Origin of the sequence: Methylobacterium sp. UNC378MF (genome assembly GCF_900103195.1) — a bacterium.
GTDB lineage: Bacteria > Pseudomonadota > Alphaproteobacteria > Rhizobiales > Beijerinckiaceae > Methylobacterium.
On the sequence record NZ_FMWU01000012.1, the window covers coordinates 24132 to 39290 of the forward strand.

Annotated in this window: 13 protein-coding genes; 5 read left to right on the forward strand and 8 right to left on the reverse strand. The window is 71.5% G+C overall.

Annotated features, from left to right (window positions below; all coding sequences use genetic code 11):
* The first annotated feature begins 11 nt into the window (after nt 1–11).
* A complete protein-coding gene (gene lpxI / locus BLT59_RS13980; protein ID WP_091780946.1) occupies nt 12–875 on the forward strand; it encodes an LpxI family protein in 864 nt (287 codons plus the stop codon).
* Complete coding sequence (gene lpxB / locus BLT59_RS13985; RefSeq protein ID WP_091780949.1) at nt 872–2032, forward strand: lipid-A-disaccharide synthase; 1161 nt, start codon at nt 872–874, stop codon at nt 2030–2032. The genes lpxI and lpxB overlap by 4 nt, the downstream gene beginning before the upstream one ends.
* 2 nt (nt 2033–2034) lie before the next feature.
* Here lpxB and BLT59_RS13990 read toward each other — a convergent pair whose 3' ends face one another.
* Together BLT59_RS13990 and BLT59_RS13995 are read right to left on the reverse strand one after the other, a co-directional pair.
* The gene (locus BLT59_RS13990) at nt 2035–2694 is read right to left on the reverse strand and encodes a peptidase inhibitor family I36 protein (protein WP_091780952.1); all 660 of its coding nucleotides are present in this window, start codon (nt 2692–2694) and stop codon (nt 2035–2037) included.
* Between the two features lie 21 nt (nt 2695–2715).
* On the reverse strand, nt 2716–3348 hold the full coding sequence (locus tag BLT59_RS13995) for a 2OG-Fe(II) oxygenase (RefSeq protein WP_091780954.1): 633 nt from the start codon (nt 3346–3348) through the stop codon (nt 2716–2718).
* A 291-nt stretch (nt 3349–3639) separates the two neighbouring features.
* Between BLT59_RS13995 and BLT59_RS14000 the strand changes: the two genes are divergently transcribed.
* Nucleotides 3640–3957 carry a hypothetical protein gene (locus tag BLT59_RS14000; RefSeq protein ID WP_091780957.1) on the forward strand — a complete coding sequence of 106 codons (318 nt, stop codon included), beginning with the start codon at nt 3640–3642 and terminating at the stop codon, nt 3955–3957.
* A 152-nt stretch (nt 3958–4109) separates the two neighbouring features.
* On the forward strand, nt 4110–6221 hold the full coding sequence (locus BLT59_RS14005) for an ABC transporter ATP-binding protein/permease (protein ID WP_091780959.1): 2112 nt from the start codon (nt 4110–4112) through the stop codon (nt 6219–6221).
* A gap of 89 nt (nt 6222–6310) precedes the next feature.
* Here BLT59_RS14005 and eda read toward each other — a convergent pair whose 3' ends face one another.
* From eda to BLT59_RS14020, 3 genes are all read right to left on the reverse strand, one after another.
* Nucleotides 6311–6940 carry a bifunctional 4-hydroxy-2-oxoglutarate aldolase/2-dehydro-3-deoxy-phosphogluconate aldolase gene (gene eda / locus BLT59_RS14010; RefSeq protein ID WP_175544012.1) on the reverse strand — a complete coding sequence of 210 codons (630 nt, stop codon included), beginning with the start codon at nt 6938–6940 and terminating at the stop codon, nt 6311–6313.
* A 22-nt stretch (nt 6941–6962) separates the two neighbouring features.
* Nucleotides 6963–8789 (reverse strand): phosphogluconate dehydratase, encoded by a 1827-nt coding sequence (gene edd, locus BLT59_RS14015; protein ID WP_091780962.1) that lies wholly within the window; start codon nt 8787–8789, stop codon nt 6963–6965.
* Between the two features lie 421 nt (nt 8790–9210).
* The gene (locus tag BLT59_RS14020) at nt 9211–10332 is read right to left on the reverse strand and encodes an asparaginase (RefSeq protein ID WP_091780965.1); all 1122 of its coding nucleotides are present in this window, start codon (nt 10330–10332) and stop codon (nt 9211–9213) included.
* A gap of 170 nt (nt 10333–10502) precedes the next feature.
* Here BLT59_RS14020 and BLT59_RS14025 point away from each other — a divergent pair, with 170 nt between their 5' ends.
* Entirely contained in the window at nt 10503–10730 is a 228-nt protein-coding gene (locus BLT59_RS14025) for a hypothetical protein (RefSeq protein WP_091780969.1), read from the forward strand.
* Between the two features lie 57 nt (nt 10731–10787).
* Here BLT59_RS14025 and BLT59_RS14030 read toward each other — a convergent pair whose 3' ends face one another.
* From BLT59_RS14030 to BLT59_RS14040, 3 genes are all read right to left on the reverse strand, one after another.
* Complete coding sequence (locus BLT59_RS14030; protein WP_091780973.1) at nt 10788–12107, reverse strand: MFS transporter; 1320 nt, start codon at nt 12105–12107, stop codon at nt 10788–10790.
* Between the two features lie 147 nt (nt 12108–12254).
* On the reverse strand, nt 12255–13655 hold the full coding sequence (locus BLT59_RS14035; protein WP_091780977.1) for a sigma-54-dependent transcriptional regulator: 1401 nt from the start codon (nt 13653–13655) through the stop codon (nt 12255–12257).
* Nucleotides 13640–15097 (reverse strand): sensor histidine kinase, encoded by a 1458-nt coding sequence (locus BLT59_RS14040; RefSeq protein WP_091780980.1) that lies wholly within the window; start codon nt 15095–15097, stop codon nt 13640–13642. Before BLT59_RS14040 ends, BLT59_RS14035 begins: the two co-directional genes overlap by 16 nt.
* Nucleotides 15098–15159: the final 62 nt, after the last annotated feature.

The following is a 15159-nucleotide window of genomic DNA, read 5'->3' on the forward strand; positions in this document are numbered from 1 at the left end:
GCGGCCGGGCAGTGACCGAGGCCGATCCGACCCCCGAGGGTGCCCTGGTCCTGATCGCCGGGGCCGGCCGCCTGCCTGAACTCGTCGCCGAGTCGCTGCGCAGAGCGCGCCGGCCGTTCCGGGTGATCGCCCTGCGGGGCTTCACCGGGGCGACCCTGCGCGCCAGCGCCGATGCCACGGTCGACCTGCTCGACCTCGCCGCCACCCTGAAGCTGTTGCGGCGCTGGGGGCCGGCTGTGGTGGTGCCGGCCGGCGGGGTCTCCCGGCCGAGCCCGGCCGCGATCCTCAATGCCGGCGCCGCCCTGCGCAACCGGGAAGCGCTGCGGGCGATCGCCGGCGGGGGCGACGACCGGCTCCTGCGGGCCGCCGTCACGCTGGTGGAAGAGGAGGGCCATCGGGTCGTGGGCGTCCACGAGGCCGCGCCGGATCTGCTCTGCCCGGAAGGCCCGATCGGACGCCGGACGCCCGATGCCGAAGCGGCCGCCTCGATCCGTTCCGGGCGCGGGGTTCTGGACGCCCTCTCGCCCTACGACCTCGGTCAGGCGGTGGCTCTGGCCGGCGATCGGATCCTCGCGGTGGAGGGGCCGGAGGGCACCGACCGCATGCTCGCCCGGGCGCGGGTTCTGGGCCGGCGCCCGTTCGGGTTCGGCCGGGCGATGCCCGCCACCGTGCTGGTGAAGGCGCCCAAGGTCGGCCAGGATCGCCGCATCGATCTCCCCGCGATCGGGCCGCGCACCGTGCGGAACGCGGCCCGGGCGGGCTGCGTCGGCCTGGCGCTGGAGGCCGGCGGAACCCTGATCATCGACCGGGTTGCCACGGCCGCCGTAGCCGACAGCCTCGGCCTCTTCGTGGTCGGCTACGGAGCGACGCCGTGACCGACCGGCACCGGACCATCTGGCTCGTGGCGGGCGAGGATTCCGGCGATCAGCTCGGCGCCAAGCTGATGCGCGCCCTGCGCGAGGCAGAGCCCGACGCCGTCTTCGGCGGCGTCGGCGGTGAGGCCATGGCGGAGGAGGGCTTCGCGTCCCTGTTCCCCCTCGATGACGTGGCGGTGATGGGCTACCTCCCGGTCCTCGCCCGCGCCCGGACCCTGCTGCGGCGTATCCGCGAGACCGTGGAGGCCACGATCCGCGCCCGGCCGGACGTGCTGGTGATCATCGACAGTCCCGGCTTCACCCACGCGGTGGCGCGGCGGGTGCGCAAGACTGCACCCGCCATCCCGATCGTCGACTACGTCTCGCCGAGCGTCTGGGCGTGGCGGCCCTGGCGGGCGAAGGGCATGCGGCCGTTCATCGACCATGTCCTGGCCCTGCTCCCCTTCGAGCCGGACGCACATCTGCGGCTCGGCGGGCCGCCCTGCACCTATGTCGGGCACCCGCTGATCGAGCGTCTGCCGGAACTGCGGCCTGCCCGCTCGGATCTGCGGCGGCGCGACGCCGCTCCCCACAGCCTCGTCGTGCTGCCCGGCTCACGCCGGTCCGAGATCGAGCGGCTGATGCCGGTCTTCGGTGCGACGCTGGCACGCGTCGCCGCCGGGCTCGCGGTCGAGGCGGTCCTGCCTGCCGTGACGCGCCACAGGGCGCTCATTGAGCGGCTCTCCGCCGACTGGACGGTACCGGTCCGGATCGTCACCGGCGAGGCGGCGAAATACGCCGCCTTCCGGGAGGCGCGGGCGGCGCTCGCCGCCTCCGGCACGGTCACGCTGGAACTGGCGCTCGCGGGCGTTCCGATGGTCGTCGCCTACAAGGTCTCGCGGGCGGAAGAGTTCATCGCTCGTCGGCTCATCCAGGTCCCCAGCATCGTGCTGCCGAACCTGATCCTCGCCGAGAACGCCATGCCGGAATTCGTCCAGGCCGAATGCACCCCGGAGCGGCTCGCGGACGCCCTGAGGCCGCTCCTGGCCGGGGGCGCCGGTCGCGACGCCCAGCTTGCCGCGCTCGCGCGGATCGACGGGCTGATGCGGCTCGCGGAAGCCGACACGCCGAGCCGGGCGGCCGCGCGGATCGTCCTGCGCGCGGCCGGCGCAGGCTGACCTCAGCCGGCGCGGCGGCTGCAGCGCGTATAGGCCGAGGTCCCGCGGCTGCTCGACCAGGTCAGACGGTCCCCGTCTACCTGAAGGCGAACCTGCGATGACCAGCGCCGACCGCGGTCGCTGCACTCGGCCGAGGTGACCCAGCCGCCGCCGACCCGCCGCGTGTCATGGAAGCTGCAGATCGTGCGTCCGGCGCGGGCGCGGTCCTGCGTGATCGTGGCCGGGATATAGCCCCGCCGCCGCGACTGGGCTCCGCAGGCCTCGGGACTCGGGCCCCAGACGCCGACATACTCGGCGGGTGCGGAAACAGGGGGCGAGAGGGAGGCAGGCGCGGTCGCCTGTGCGAGGCGGGCGTTCGCGGCCGGCGTCGCGGCGGCCACCTGCGGGCTCGCCGTGACGGCGCCGGCGGCCGGCGCGGCGGCGGCCTCGTCGGGCGTGTCGAGCATCACGAACCGGCGCGAGGTCGCGCGCTGCCCGGCGGAGGCCGCGGAGGCACTGGCCTCCGGTGCTGCGGGGCGGAACGGCAGGTCCTCCGTCAGGTAGGCGGCGCTGTAGGCGAAGAGGCCGATCCAGCCGACCACCAGAAGGGTCGGCAGCGCGTAGCGACGCCCGGAGCCGGAACGCGCCCCGTCGCCCGGATCCACCAGCACGACCGCCCCCATGGTCCGCCCCCTATCGTCCGTTCAGCGGCCGAAGATACCCTTCAGAAACTGCGCCGTGCGGTTGCGCTTGCGCTTGCGCTCCAGTTCCGACGCGTCCTTGAGCCACGCGACCTGCACCACCCGCCGCTCGCCCTCGAAGGGCTCATGGCCATGCCAGGAATTGTCGGCCCTCAGGAACGCGAACATCGTGCCCATGGTCGGCGGCACTTCGACCGCGAAGGGCTCGTAGTTGCGGCCGTCGTAGAGCACGCGCAGCCGGCCCGCGGCCGGGGCGTCCCAGGCGTCGTTCATGTAGACGAGAAGCGTCAGCACCTTCGACGGGCCGTCCGTGTGGATCGAGCCGTATTTCAGCTGGCTGCGGCGCATGATCGTGGTCAGGCGCGGGCAGGACACGAGGTCGATGCCGAATTTCTCGCCGAGGATCTCGGAGAACGCGTCGCTCTCCAGCTCGTCGATCAGCGCCTTGAAACGGCCCTTGAGGGCGACCTCGTCGACGGTGAGGTAGCCGGGCTTGGCGATGTCGGGGAAGTCGCGGCGGATGTCGTCGATCGCGTCCGGATTCAGGACGTTCTGGCCGAGCGTGAAGGCGTAGGGCTCGCGGGAGACGGGCGCGGCGCGCACGGCGGAGATGTCGAGGATCGAGAGAGCGGACATCGCTGGGTCCCTTGGATCCGGCGCGGGTCGGTCGGCACGCCGGGCGCCGGAGACGCGTGCCGCGGGGCCGCTTGCGCCGTGGTGCCGGGGCCGCCCTTGCAGGCACCCGCGATCACAAATCTACAGCTGCTTTCGGCGATCCCGGAATCTCCTAATCCGGTGATTGCGGCGGCTCGACGGCGAAAGCAGCCCGGTGGCACATTCCGGTGACAGTCGCGGACGGTCCGCTTGTGCAGGATGGCGTCAGACCCGCGGGCTTTCTTCCCGGGTGCGTGCCGGAACCCGTTACCGATGAGGCCGTTGGCCCTCGCTCTGCTGTTCACCCACCTCGCCGCCGTCGCGGCCGGGATCGAGGCCCGTGCCCAATCGCGGCCGCCGCGCGGCTCGATGACGGCGCGCATGACCTGTGCCGAGGCGATGGCCCTGGTGAGGAGCGAGGGCGACGTCGTCATCGCCACCGGGGCAGCGCCGGAGCGCTTCGTCAGCGGCCCCGGCCAATGCGCCAGCTCCGAGATCGCGGAGCTGCGCTTCGCCCCCACGCGCGACAATCCGCAATGCCCGATCGGCTATCAGTGCCGCGAGCCGGGCTTCGAGGAGTGGAACTGGTAGCCGCGCCACCCGCGTAAATCGCCGCACCGCCGAAACGTGACCAAAGTTTCACGCGACAGCGCGGGGCCAGTGCCACTATCTGGCCATCACCTGCGGCCAAGGCCGCCGGCAGCGTCCTGACGAGCGGGCGCGCACGGATGGGGGATCGACGCGTGGCAGCACTCAGGACCGGACTGGGCATCCAGGCCGTGCTCACGGCCTTGGCCGCGCTGATCCTGCTGGCGTTTCCCGGCATCCCGAGCCCGCCGCTCTACGTCTCGCTCGCCGGCTTCGTCATGGCGGGCATCCTGATCGCCTCGAACGGCATCTCGGCCTACCTGAAGGTCTTCGTCTCGGTCTACGGTGTCGGCTACCTGCTCCTGGCAGGATCGAAGACGATCGGCGCCATGGGCCTGCTGCCGCCGGTGATCGCGGCGCTGCTCCCGCCCGCCTTCGCGGCCACCGGCGCGGTGGTCTTCGCCGCGATCGTGCTCGGCATCTCGTATCTCGAACCGATCCGGGCGATCACCAACATCGCCGACCCGTATTTTGCCAACCGCGACAAGCCGACCAAGGAGATCGGCCTGTTCCGCTGGTTCGGCACCACGGAGGGCCGGATCGGCCGCAACCTCGTGGCGCTCTCGATCTTCGTGAACTTCGCCGACGTGGCCCTGACGCTGCGGTTCAACTTCTTCTACCGCGACATGTTCAACGCCCTTCAGGAGTACAACGCGGACGCCTTCTGGTACCAGCTGCTCTGGGTGTTCATTCCGATCGCCGTGCTGAACATCGCCATCGGCATGTTCGACCTGTTCGTGGATTCCTCGCTGCTGATCCGCTGGCGCACATGGCTGACCCACAGCCTGTACGAGCGCTGGCTGGGCAACGGCACGCATTACCGGATCCCGTTCACCGACGAGGAAGCCGACAATCCGGATCAGCGCATCCAGGCCGACGTCAACAGCTTCATCGTGCAGACCACGACGCTGTCGATCCGTCTCCTGAGCCAGGCCGCGCAGCTCGTCTCGTTCATCGTGATCCTCTGGACGCTGTCGCGCGACTTCGTCCTGCCGTTCACCGATACCGTGATCCCGGGCTTCCTGGTCTTCCTCGTGATCGCCTACGCGGTGGTCGGCACGTGGCTCACCCACCTGATCGGGCGGCCGCTCATCGGGCTCGACTTCCGGCAGGAGAAGGTGGAGGCGAATTTCCGCTTCGCGCTGGCTCGCAACCGCATCTATTCCGAGCAGATCGCCCTGCTGCGCGGCGAGCGGGCGGAGATTTCGCGGCTCTCGAGCCTGTTCCACAGCGTCATCGAGAACTACATCGGGATCATCTTCCGCCGCATCAAGCTGATCGCCTTCACGTTCAGCTACCGGCAGGCGAGCGTGATCTTCCCGCTCGTGATCGCGGCCCCGTCGTTCTTCGCCAAGAAGATCACGCTGGGCGCCCTCCAGCAGACCTCGCAGGCGTTCGGGCAGGTGCAGAGTTCGCTGTCCTTCTTCGTGGATTCCTACACGACGCTGGCCGCCTACAAGGCCAACACCAACCGTCTCAATTCCTTCCGCCGGGCGATGACCAAGGCGGAGGCGCTGGAATCGGCCGGTTACGGCCTGGTCCAGGGCAACGACAGCACGGGGGACGTCACCGCGCGCGGCCTCGTCCTCGCCCTGCCGAACGGACGGCCGATCGTCACCGCCGACGCGCTGACGCTGCCGCGGGGCGGTGCGACCCTGGTCACGGGCCCCTCGGGCTCCGGCAAGTCGACCCTGTTCCGGGCGATCGCGGGGATCTGGCCGTTCGGCAAGGGCCGGGTCGATGTGCCCGCTGGGCAATCGGCGCTGCTGCTGCCGCAGCGGCCCTACATCCCGCAGGGGAGCCTGCGCGGCGCCGTGGTCTACCCGAACACCACCGATCAGTTCTCGGACGCGGCGATCCAGGACGCGCTGACGGCCGCCCAGCTCGCCCACCTAATCGACCATCTCGACGAGACCGACACCTGGGAGCGGCGGCTCTCGGGCGGCGAGCAGCAGCGCCTGGCCATCGCCCGCGCAATCCTGGCCAAGCCGGAATGGCTGTTCCTCGACGAGGCGACGGCTTCGCTCGACGAGCCGTCCGAGGCGGCGCTCTACCGGATGCTGCGCGAGCGCCTGCCCGGGACGACGATCGTGTCGATCGGCCACCGCTCGACGCTGCACGCCTTCCACGACCGGCGCATCACGCTGGAGCCGGAGGGCGGCGTGTTCATCCCGCGGCAGCAGAGGCAGCCGCTGCCGGCGGAGTAGGGCGGGCCGCATCCGCTTCTCTGCCTCCCCGCGGAGGGGAGGCAGAGGCGCGCGTTCCGCTCCAGCGTCACCAGTAGGGGCCCGTCCGCCTACGCTGCCTTCCGCAGCTTCGAAGCGGCCCGGGCCGCCTGCTCGATCGCCGCCGGATCGGGCGCGCCGGGCTTCACCACCCAGCTGCCGCCGACGCAGAGCACGGACGGGATCGCCAGCCAGTCGGGGGCGGTCGCCTCGGTGATCCCGCCAGTCGGGCAGAACCGCACCGCGCCGAACACCGCCGCGTGCGCCTTCAGCGCCTTGATCCCGCCCGCGGCCTCGGCCGGGAAGAACTTGAACCGGTCGAGCCCGTGATCGAGCCCGCGCATGATGTCGGCCGCCGTGGCGACGCCCGGCAGGTAGGGCACGCCGTTGGCCTTGGCGGCGTCGGTCAGCGGCTCCGTCAGACCCGGCGAGACGATGAACTCGGCCCCCGCCGCCAGCGCCCTGTCGAGATCGCGCGGGTTCAGCACCGTCCCGGCGCCCACCACCGCACCCTCGACCCGGGTCATCTCCCGGATGACGTCGAGGGCGGCCGGCGTGCGGAGGGTGACCTCCAGGGCGGTCAGGCCGCCCTTCACCAGGGCCTCGGCGATGGGCCGGGCCTGGGCCACGTCGTCGATCACCAGGACCGGAATGACGGGCACGGAGCGCATCAGCGCGTCGATGCTGGTCAGATCGTTCATGGTCGGCACCTCCTCGTCAATCTCAGAGGCCGGCGGCGGCGAGCATCGCCGAAGCGCCCCGCTCCGCCGTATCGGCCCCCTGGCGCATGAACGCGAACAACTCCCGCCCGGTGCCCTGTGCCGGCTCCGGCGCCTCGGCCTCCGGCCGGGCAGCCAGCTCCGCGTCATCGACCAGCACCTCCAGCAAGCCCTCGGCGGCGCTGAGCCGGACGATGTCGCCGTCGCGGATCCGCCCGATCGGACCGCCGCCCAGGGCCTCGGGACTGACGTGGATCGCGGCCGGAACCTTGCCGGATGCCCCCGACATGCGCCCGTCGGTCACCAGCGCGACCTTGTGGCCGCGATCCTGCAGCACGCCCAGCGGCGGGGTGAGCTTGTGCAGCTCGGGCATGCCGTTGGCCTTCGGGCCCTGGAAGCGGACCACCACCACGACATCCCGCTCCAGCTCGCCGGCCCTGAAGGCCTTGAGCACCTCGTCCTGGTCGGAGAAGACCCGCGCCGGCGCCTCGATGTTGCGGCGGTGCTCCTCGACCGCGCTGGTCTTGAACGTCGCCCGGCCGAGATTGCCCTTCACCAGCCGCATCCCGCCATCCGGCTGGAACGGGTTCCCGGGCCGGCGGAGCATCGTGTCGTCGAGGCTCTCCGGCACGGCGTCCTCGAAGACCAGCTCGTCGCCGTCGAGCTTCGGGTCGCGGGCATGGTCGCGCAGCGACTGGCCCGCCACCGTCAGGATGTCGTCGTGCAGCATGCCGGCATCGAGGAGCGCGGCCATCACGAAGCTCATGCCGCCCGCGGCGTGGAAATGGTTCACGTCGCCGGCCCCGTTCGGGTAGACGCGCGCGATCAGCGGCACGGCGCTGGAGAGCCGGTCGATATCCTCCCAGTCGATCACGATTCCGGCGGCGCGGGCGATGGCCGGCAGGTGGATCGCGTGGTTGGTGGAGCCGCCGGTGGCGAGGAGGCCGACCGCGGCGTTCACGATCGCCTTCTCGTCGACGCAGAGGCCGAGGGGCCGGTAGTCGTTTCCGGCGCCGCCGATCTCGGTGAGCCGGTGGATCGCCGCCCGGGTCACGGCCTGGCGCAGCTTGGTGCCGGGATTGATGAAGGACGCGCCCGGCATGTGCAGGCCCATCATGTCCATCATCATCTGGTTCGAGTTGGCGGTGCCGTAGAACGTGCAGGTCCCGGCCGCGTGGTAGGAGGCCGACTCGGATTCGAGGAGTTCGGCGCGGCCGACCTTGCCCTCGGCATAGAGCTGGCGGATCCGCTGCTTCTCCTTGTTGGCCAGCCCCGAGGGCATCGGCCCGGCCGGGATCAGGATCGTCGGCAGGTGACCGAAGCGGAGCGCGCCGATCAGCAGACCCGGCACGATCTTGTCGCAGATGCCCAGCAGCGTCGCGCCGTCGAACATGCCGTGGCTGAGCGCGACCGCGGTGGAGAGGGCGATCGTGTCCCGGGAGAACAGCGACAGCTCCATGCCGCTTTGCCCCTGCGTGACCCCGTCGCACATGGCCGGCGTGCCGCCCGCAACTTGCGCGGTGGCGCCGCGCTCCCGGGCGAACAGCTTGATCTGGTCCGGGTAGCGTCCGTAGGGCTGATGGGCCGAGAGCATGTCGTTGTAGGCGGTGACGATGCCGATATTCATCACCGTCCGCTCGTCGCGGATCGCCGCCTTGTCCTCACCGGAGGCCGCGAAGCCGTGGGCGAGGTTGCCGCAAGCGAGCTTGCCGCGCCGGACCCCCGCCTCGCGCTCGCGGGCGATCAGGTCGAGATAGGCGCGCCGGGTCTCGCGGGAGCGCGCCACGACGCGCTCGGTGACCGCCGCAACTTCGGGATGAAGCTCGGTCATGCTCGTTCCTCCAGGCTCGATGCCGACGGGCGCAAGGCTGATGCCGCGATTCGGGCACGGCCCAGGCGGCCGCGTCGGTGACCGGTATCTAGGGGGTGCGCCGCGGGATGTAACCCGGGTGAGCGCCGGTGACGACATGAGGTCTGCCCGCCGGCTCAGGAAACCCCAAGTCCACGTCAGCGTTCGCTCACGGTTTCGATCGATGCCCCCGCATCGTCATCACGAGCGGAGCGAAGTGATCCAGGACAGCGCGAGCCTGGATTGCTTCGCTGCGCACGCAAAGACGGTGACCTCACGCCATCGTCCGGAGGCCGTGGCGGCCGGTCATCCTGGACGCCTGACCTCAGCACGCCTCAAAGCGCTCCTTCGAGGCATGCATCAGGATGGGGTCGCACCTCAGAGACGCGGCGCGTTCCTGAGCTCAATACTCCCAGAAGATCCGCTGCAGCTCCTTGGTGTCGTTGGTCTTGGTCAGCGCCACGGCCGCCAGGATCTTGGCCTTGGCGGGGTTCAGGTCGTGGGCGACCACCCAGTCGTACTTGTCGTCGGGCTGCTCGGCGTTGCGCAGGACGAAGCCGTCCGGCACGCGCGACGAGCGGATCACGATGGCACCCTTTGAGCGGATGTCCTTCAGCTTGTCGACGAGGTAGCCGGGCACCGAGCCGTTGCCGGTGCCGGCGTTGACGATCGCCTTGGCCCCCGCCTGGACCTCGGCGTCGTAGACACCCGGGATCATGTTGCCCGAGCCGTAGACGATGCCGACCAGCGGCAGGCTGTCGATCTGGTCGATGTCGAACTCGGAGCTCATGTTGTGCCGCTTCGTCAGCGAGCGGAAGAAGTAGGTCTTGCCCTCGACCACCATGCCGAGCGGGCCCCACTGGCTGTAGAAGGCGCTCGGCACGATGTTGGTCCGCTTGTTCACGTCGCGGCCGCACTGGATGTAGTCGTTCATCGTCACGGTGACGCCCTGGCCGATCGCCTCCTTGCTGGCCGCGACCGTGACGGCGTCGAGCAGGTTGAGGGCGCCGTCGGCCGAGATCGCCGTGCCCGGCCGCATCGAGCCCACCACCACGATCGGCTTGTCGCTCTTCACCACGAGGTCGAGGAAGAACGCGGTCTCCTCCAGGGTGTCGGTCCCGTGGGTGACGACGACGCCGTCGACGTCGTCCTGCTTCAGGAGCTGGGACACGCGCTTGCCGAGCTGGACGAGCTGGGCGTCGGTGAAGCTCTCGGAGGCGATCTGGAAGACCTGCTCGCCGCGGACATTGGCGATGGTGTTCACCTGCGGCACGGCCGCGATCAGCTTGTCGACCGGTACCTTGGCGGCCGTGTAGGTGGCGCTGTTGGCGGCGTCCGCCCCGGCGCCGGCGATCGTGCCGCCGGTGGCGAGGATCACGACGTTCGGCTTCTTCGCCGCTGCCGCGGTGCCGGCCTCGGGCATCTCGCGGGCGCTCAAGGGGGCCGCCCCGAATCCGCTGGCCAGGGCCAGGGCAAAGACCGCTCCGCGCAGGGGAAGAGCCGTGCCGCTTCGGCAGGAGAACATCGGAGATCCTCGGTGGTTGACGGGGGAGCGAGTCGGACTCGACGCGGGGATGGTAGCCGCGCCCCGTCCCGAGGCAAGGATCATGCAGGGCGCCGACATGCAGGGCGTAACGGATCGTTACGCAGGCTCGGGCGTTAATCGGGGTTGCCGTCCGCTCGGAGGAAAGCCCCATGCTGCATCTCGCCGGCCTGCTCGAGGAACTCGAGCGGAGCGAGCCCGCGCGGGCCGCGATGTCGATCCTTGAGAAATCCCTCGCGCGCCGCTCGATGGAGGAGCAGGGGGCGTTCTGGCGCGCCGTCGATATCTACTACGTCTCGCGGAAGGCGCCGCCGGAGGCGGTCGCCCCGGCGCAGGCCGGCCCGGAACGCGCCGCGCTGGAACTCGCCGCCGTGTCCTGAGGCGCGGCCGACAGGGCCGGGAACGCGCCCCTCCGTTCGAGCGCGTCGGAGCCGCGTTCAGGCGCTCGCCGGCACGGCCGGCGGCATGCCTGCGCCGCTCTCGGGCTCGCTGCCCGCGCGCATCGTGGTGCGGGTCTCCGGCATCAGCGCGAGGTACAGGACGAACCCGAGCGCCGCGATGGCCGCCAGCGCCAGGAAGGCAGTGGAATAGCCGGCGGACACGATGATCACGCCGGCGAGCGTGGCGCTCAGGGCCGCGCCGATCCCCTGGGCCGTGGCCACGGCGCCCTGGGCGGCGTTGAACCGGCCGCCGCCGCGGGTCAGGTCGGCGACCACGATCGGGAACAGCGCGCCGTAGACGCCCGCCCCGATCCCGTCGAGGAGCTGGACGCCCACCAGCCAGAACGGGTTGTCCGACAAGGTGTAGAGGACGCCGCGCAGCGCCAGGATGCCGAAGGCGGTGAGAAAGATCGGCTTGCGGCCGATCACGTCGGCCTTCGCCCCCACGAAGATCGCCACCGGCACCATCACGCACTGCGCCGCCACGATGCAGACCGCGATCAGCGAGGTCGCATGGTCCTTGCCCGAGACGTGCGTGAGGAGCTGGCCCACCGAGGTCAGCATCGCCGCGTTGGCGAGGTGGAAAATCGCGCAGAGCACCGCGAAGACGAGGAGCGGCCGGTTCTGCAGCAGGGTGGCGAGGCCGGAGGGCTTGTCCTGCGCCTGCTCCTCCTCCTCGGTCATGCCCCGGGCGAGGTCGTTGTCGATGGCGTCGGCCGGTACCAGCAGCATGGCGCCGATCGACAGCGCCGCCAGGATGCCCATGAGCCAGAACACGACCACCGGCCCGAAGAAGTAGGCGAGCCCGCCTGCCAGCGCGGCCGAGACCGCGTTGCCGGCGTGGTTGAACCCCTCGTTGCGGCCGATCCGCTTGGCGAACATCTTCGGCCCGACGAGGCCCAGCGTGATCGCGGCGAGCGCCGGCGGGAAGATCGTCCCGGCGACGTGGGCGATCGATTGGGTGGCGGTGACGAGGTAGAAGTTCGTGATGAACGGCAGGACGAGGCAGCTCGCCGTCACCGCGATGGCGCCGCCGATCACCACCGCGCGCTTGTGGTTGGTGGCGTCGATCAACGCGCCGGCGGGCGTCTGCGCCACGAGGCCGAGAATGCCCGCGATGGTCATCACGAGGCCGGTCGTGGCCTCGTTCCAGCCCTGATCCGGGCCGCGCACGGCGATCAGGTAGATGGCGAGGTAGGGGCCGAGGCCGTCGCGCACGTCGGCGAGGAAGAAGTTGAGCGCGTCGAGGCCGCGCAGGGCCTTGGCCGAGGGCGTCCGGCTGCCGGCGCCGCGGGCGCCCGTCTCGATCCTGTTCATCCTGCCGCGATCCCCCGACCGACGGACGGCGCGGCCCCGATCCGGGCTGCACCGTCGCATGCGGGGCTCGACGCCCGCGCGCGGGATCGGTTCCCGCGCTGCCGGGACCTCACGCGGGATGTGAACGATTCTCCGGCCGATGAAGCCTCAGGCCGGGTCGGTGCCCGCCGAAATGTCGGGATTTCCGACACCATCTGTCGTCTCTTCCGACAGATCGGCGCCCGGTGCGCCGAGGCCGTAGCGCTCGATCTTGGCGTAGAGGAGCTGGCGCTGGATGCCGAGGCGTCGGGCGGCCCGGGCGCGGTTGCCGTCGGCCTCGCGGAGCGCGGCCGCGATCATGGTCCGCTCCAGGCGCGCCACGGCCCCGGGCAGGTCCCCGGCGAGCCAGTCGACCGCCGCCTCGTCGCCGCGCTGCTCCGGCCGTGCCGCCGGCAGGTCGATCGCCTCGGCCGCGATGGCGCCGCCGCGCACCAGCATCGCCGCCCGCTCCACGACGTTGCGCAGCTGGCGGACATTGCCGGGCCATTCATAGGCCAGCAGGCGCGCGGCGGCCCCGCCGCTCAGGCGCTTGCCCGAGGGAATGAGGAAGTGCTCGGCCAGCGGCACGATGTCGGCGAGGCGCTCGCGCAGGGGCGGCAGGGTGATCGGCACGACGTTCAGCCGGTAGTACAGGTCGGCGCGGAAGCGACCCTCGGCGACCAGTGCCGGCAGGTCGCAATGCGTCGCCGCCACGAGGCGGACGTCGACCCGAGCGGACCGGCCCCCCAGCGGGGTCACGACGCAATCCTGGATCACCCGCAGGATCTTGGCCTGCATCGCGGCGGGCATGTCGCCGATCTCGTCCAGGAACAGGGTGCCGCCCTCGGCCTCGTGGAAGGCGCCGGCGCGGTCCGCGGCGGCACCCGCAAAGGCGCCCCGGACATGGCCGAACAGCTCGCTCTCCAGGGACTCGGCCGGGATCGCCGCGCAGTTCACCGGCACGAACGGCCGCGCGCGGCGCCGCGAGAAGGCATGCAGGGCCCGGGCGACCTCCTCCTTGCCGGTGCCGGTCTCGCCCTGGATCAGGATGGTGGACGCGCTGTCGGCGACGAGGCCGATGGTCTTCTGGACCTTGCGCATGCCCGCGCTCGACCCGATCAGGACCGGATGGCCCGGCGGCGGGGCGGCGCTGCCCGGATCGGTGCGGGCGTCGCGCAGCATCGCCTCGATCACGGCGGCGAGGTCGGCGCGGCCGATCGGCTTGGTGAGGTGGTCGTGCGCCCCGAGGCGCATCGCCTCGATGGTGTTGGCCGGGCTCGCGAAGGCGGTCAGCACCGTCACGGGCGGCGGCTCCGGCAGGGCGCAGATCCGCTCCAGCGTGGCCATGCCGTCGAGGTCGCCGGGCATGCGCAGGTCGAGGAGCACCGCCGCCACCGACGTCTCGCGCAGCCGCGCCAGCGCCTCAGAACCGGAGGCGACCGGGAGCGCCGTGTGCCCGAGATCGGTCACCGTCTCGGCGAGCCCGTCACGCAGGGCTCTGTCGTCGTCGACGATCAGGATGGTTGCCATGGCAGATCCAGGACAAAGGTGGTCTCGGGCGCGCCTTCGACCAGCCTGGCCTCGCCGCGATGCGCCAGGGCGATCTCGCGCACGATCGCGAGCCCGAGCCCGGTGCCGTCGGGCCGTCCGGTGACGAAGGGCTCGAACAGGCCGGCGCGGATCGCCGGGTCGATCCCGGCGCCGGTGTCGGCGACGCTGAGCCGCAGCCGCACGGCGCCGTCGACCGTGACCCGCTCGGCACCGAGGCGGACCCGGCCCCCCGGCGGCGCGTGCTGCAGCGCGTTCAGCAGCAGGTTGTCGAGGGCCCGGGCGGTCTGCGCCCGGTCGAGATGCGGATGGTCCGCCGCCGGCAGCCCGTCGGCGGCGACCGTGATCCGCACCGAGCGCGCATGCGCCAGATCCTCGTGCAGCTGCGCGCACCCGGCGAGCAACGGCGCCACCGGCGTGGGGATCCGGTTGAGCGCGCGCGCCTGCGTCAGGTTGAGGAGGTCGCGCAGCAGCGTGTCGACCCGGGCGATCTGGCCCAGCACGGTCTCGAGGGCGGCCGCGGCGCGGTGCGGATCGCCGCTGACCAGGGCGTTCTCTGCCTTCAGCCGCATCGCCGCGATGGGGTTGCGGATCTCGTGGGCGATGCTCGCCGCCAGCCGGCCGACGGCGGCGAGACGCTCGGCCGCCACGATCCGGGCCTGGGCCTCCCGCAGACGCCCGCCGGCCGCGTTGAGGGCGTCCACCAGCCGGTCGAGTTCGCGCTCGCCGGTATGGTCGAGATGCGGCAGGTCCTCGCCGTCCGGGCGCGGCGCGGCGAGCTTGGCTTCGAGCCGGGCGATCCGTCCGGAGAAGCCGTACAGGAACCAGCCCAGGAAGGCCGCCGATCCGAGCACGGTCGCGGCCAGGAAACCCAGTCCCGCGAGGAAGCGCGTGTAGGTCGGGCCATCATTGACATGCGCGCGCGCCATCGCCCACGCGGTCAGGCCGGGCGCCGGCCCGTGCAGGGGGCAGCCCTGGAGCATCAGCACCTGGGTCCGGCTCGGCCGGCGGACCGAGACCGCGTGGTCGACGCGCAGCACCTGCCCGTTCAGCGCCGCGATGGTGTCGTGCTCGGCCGCCGGAAGGTCGGTCTTCGGTCCGGATCCCTCGTAGGTCGGATAGGCGTAGGCCAGCGGCCCGCCCGAGGCGCTCCAGATCCCGCCCTCGATGCCGGGAAAGCGCGCCAGCGCGGCGGACACGAGTCCGGCGAGATCGGCCTCCGCGATCCCCTGGGTGCCGGCCTGCGCGGAAAACCGGTCGATGATCTCGCGGCAGGCGCGTCCGACCGCGAGCTCGGCCTGCGCCACCTGGACGCCCGTCGACTGATTGTAGACGCCCCACATCAGGTAGGCGGTGGCGGCCGCCGAGGCGAGCAGCAGGACCCAGAGGGCGAGCAGCCGGGCACGCAGGCTGTAGGCCGTCACGGCAAGATCCGCCCGGGCATGACGCTGGCTCCTGCGGCGGTGTCGTGCACGCCCGAACCCGA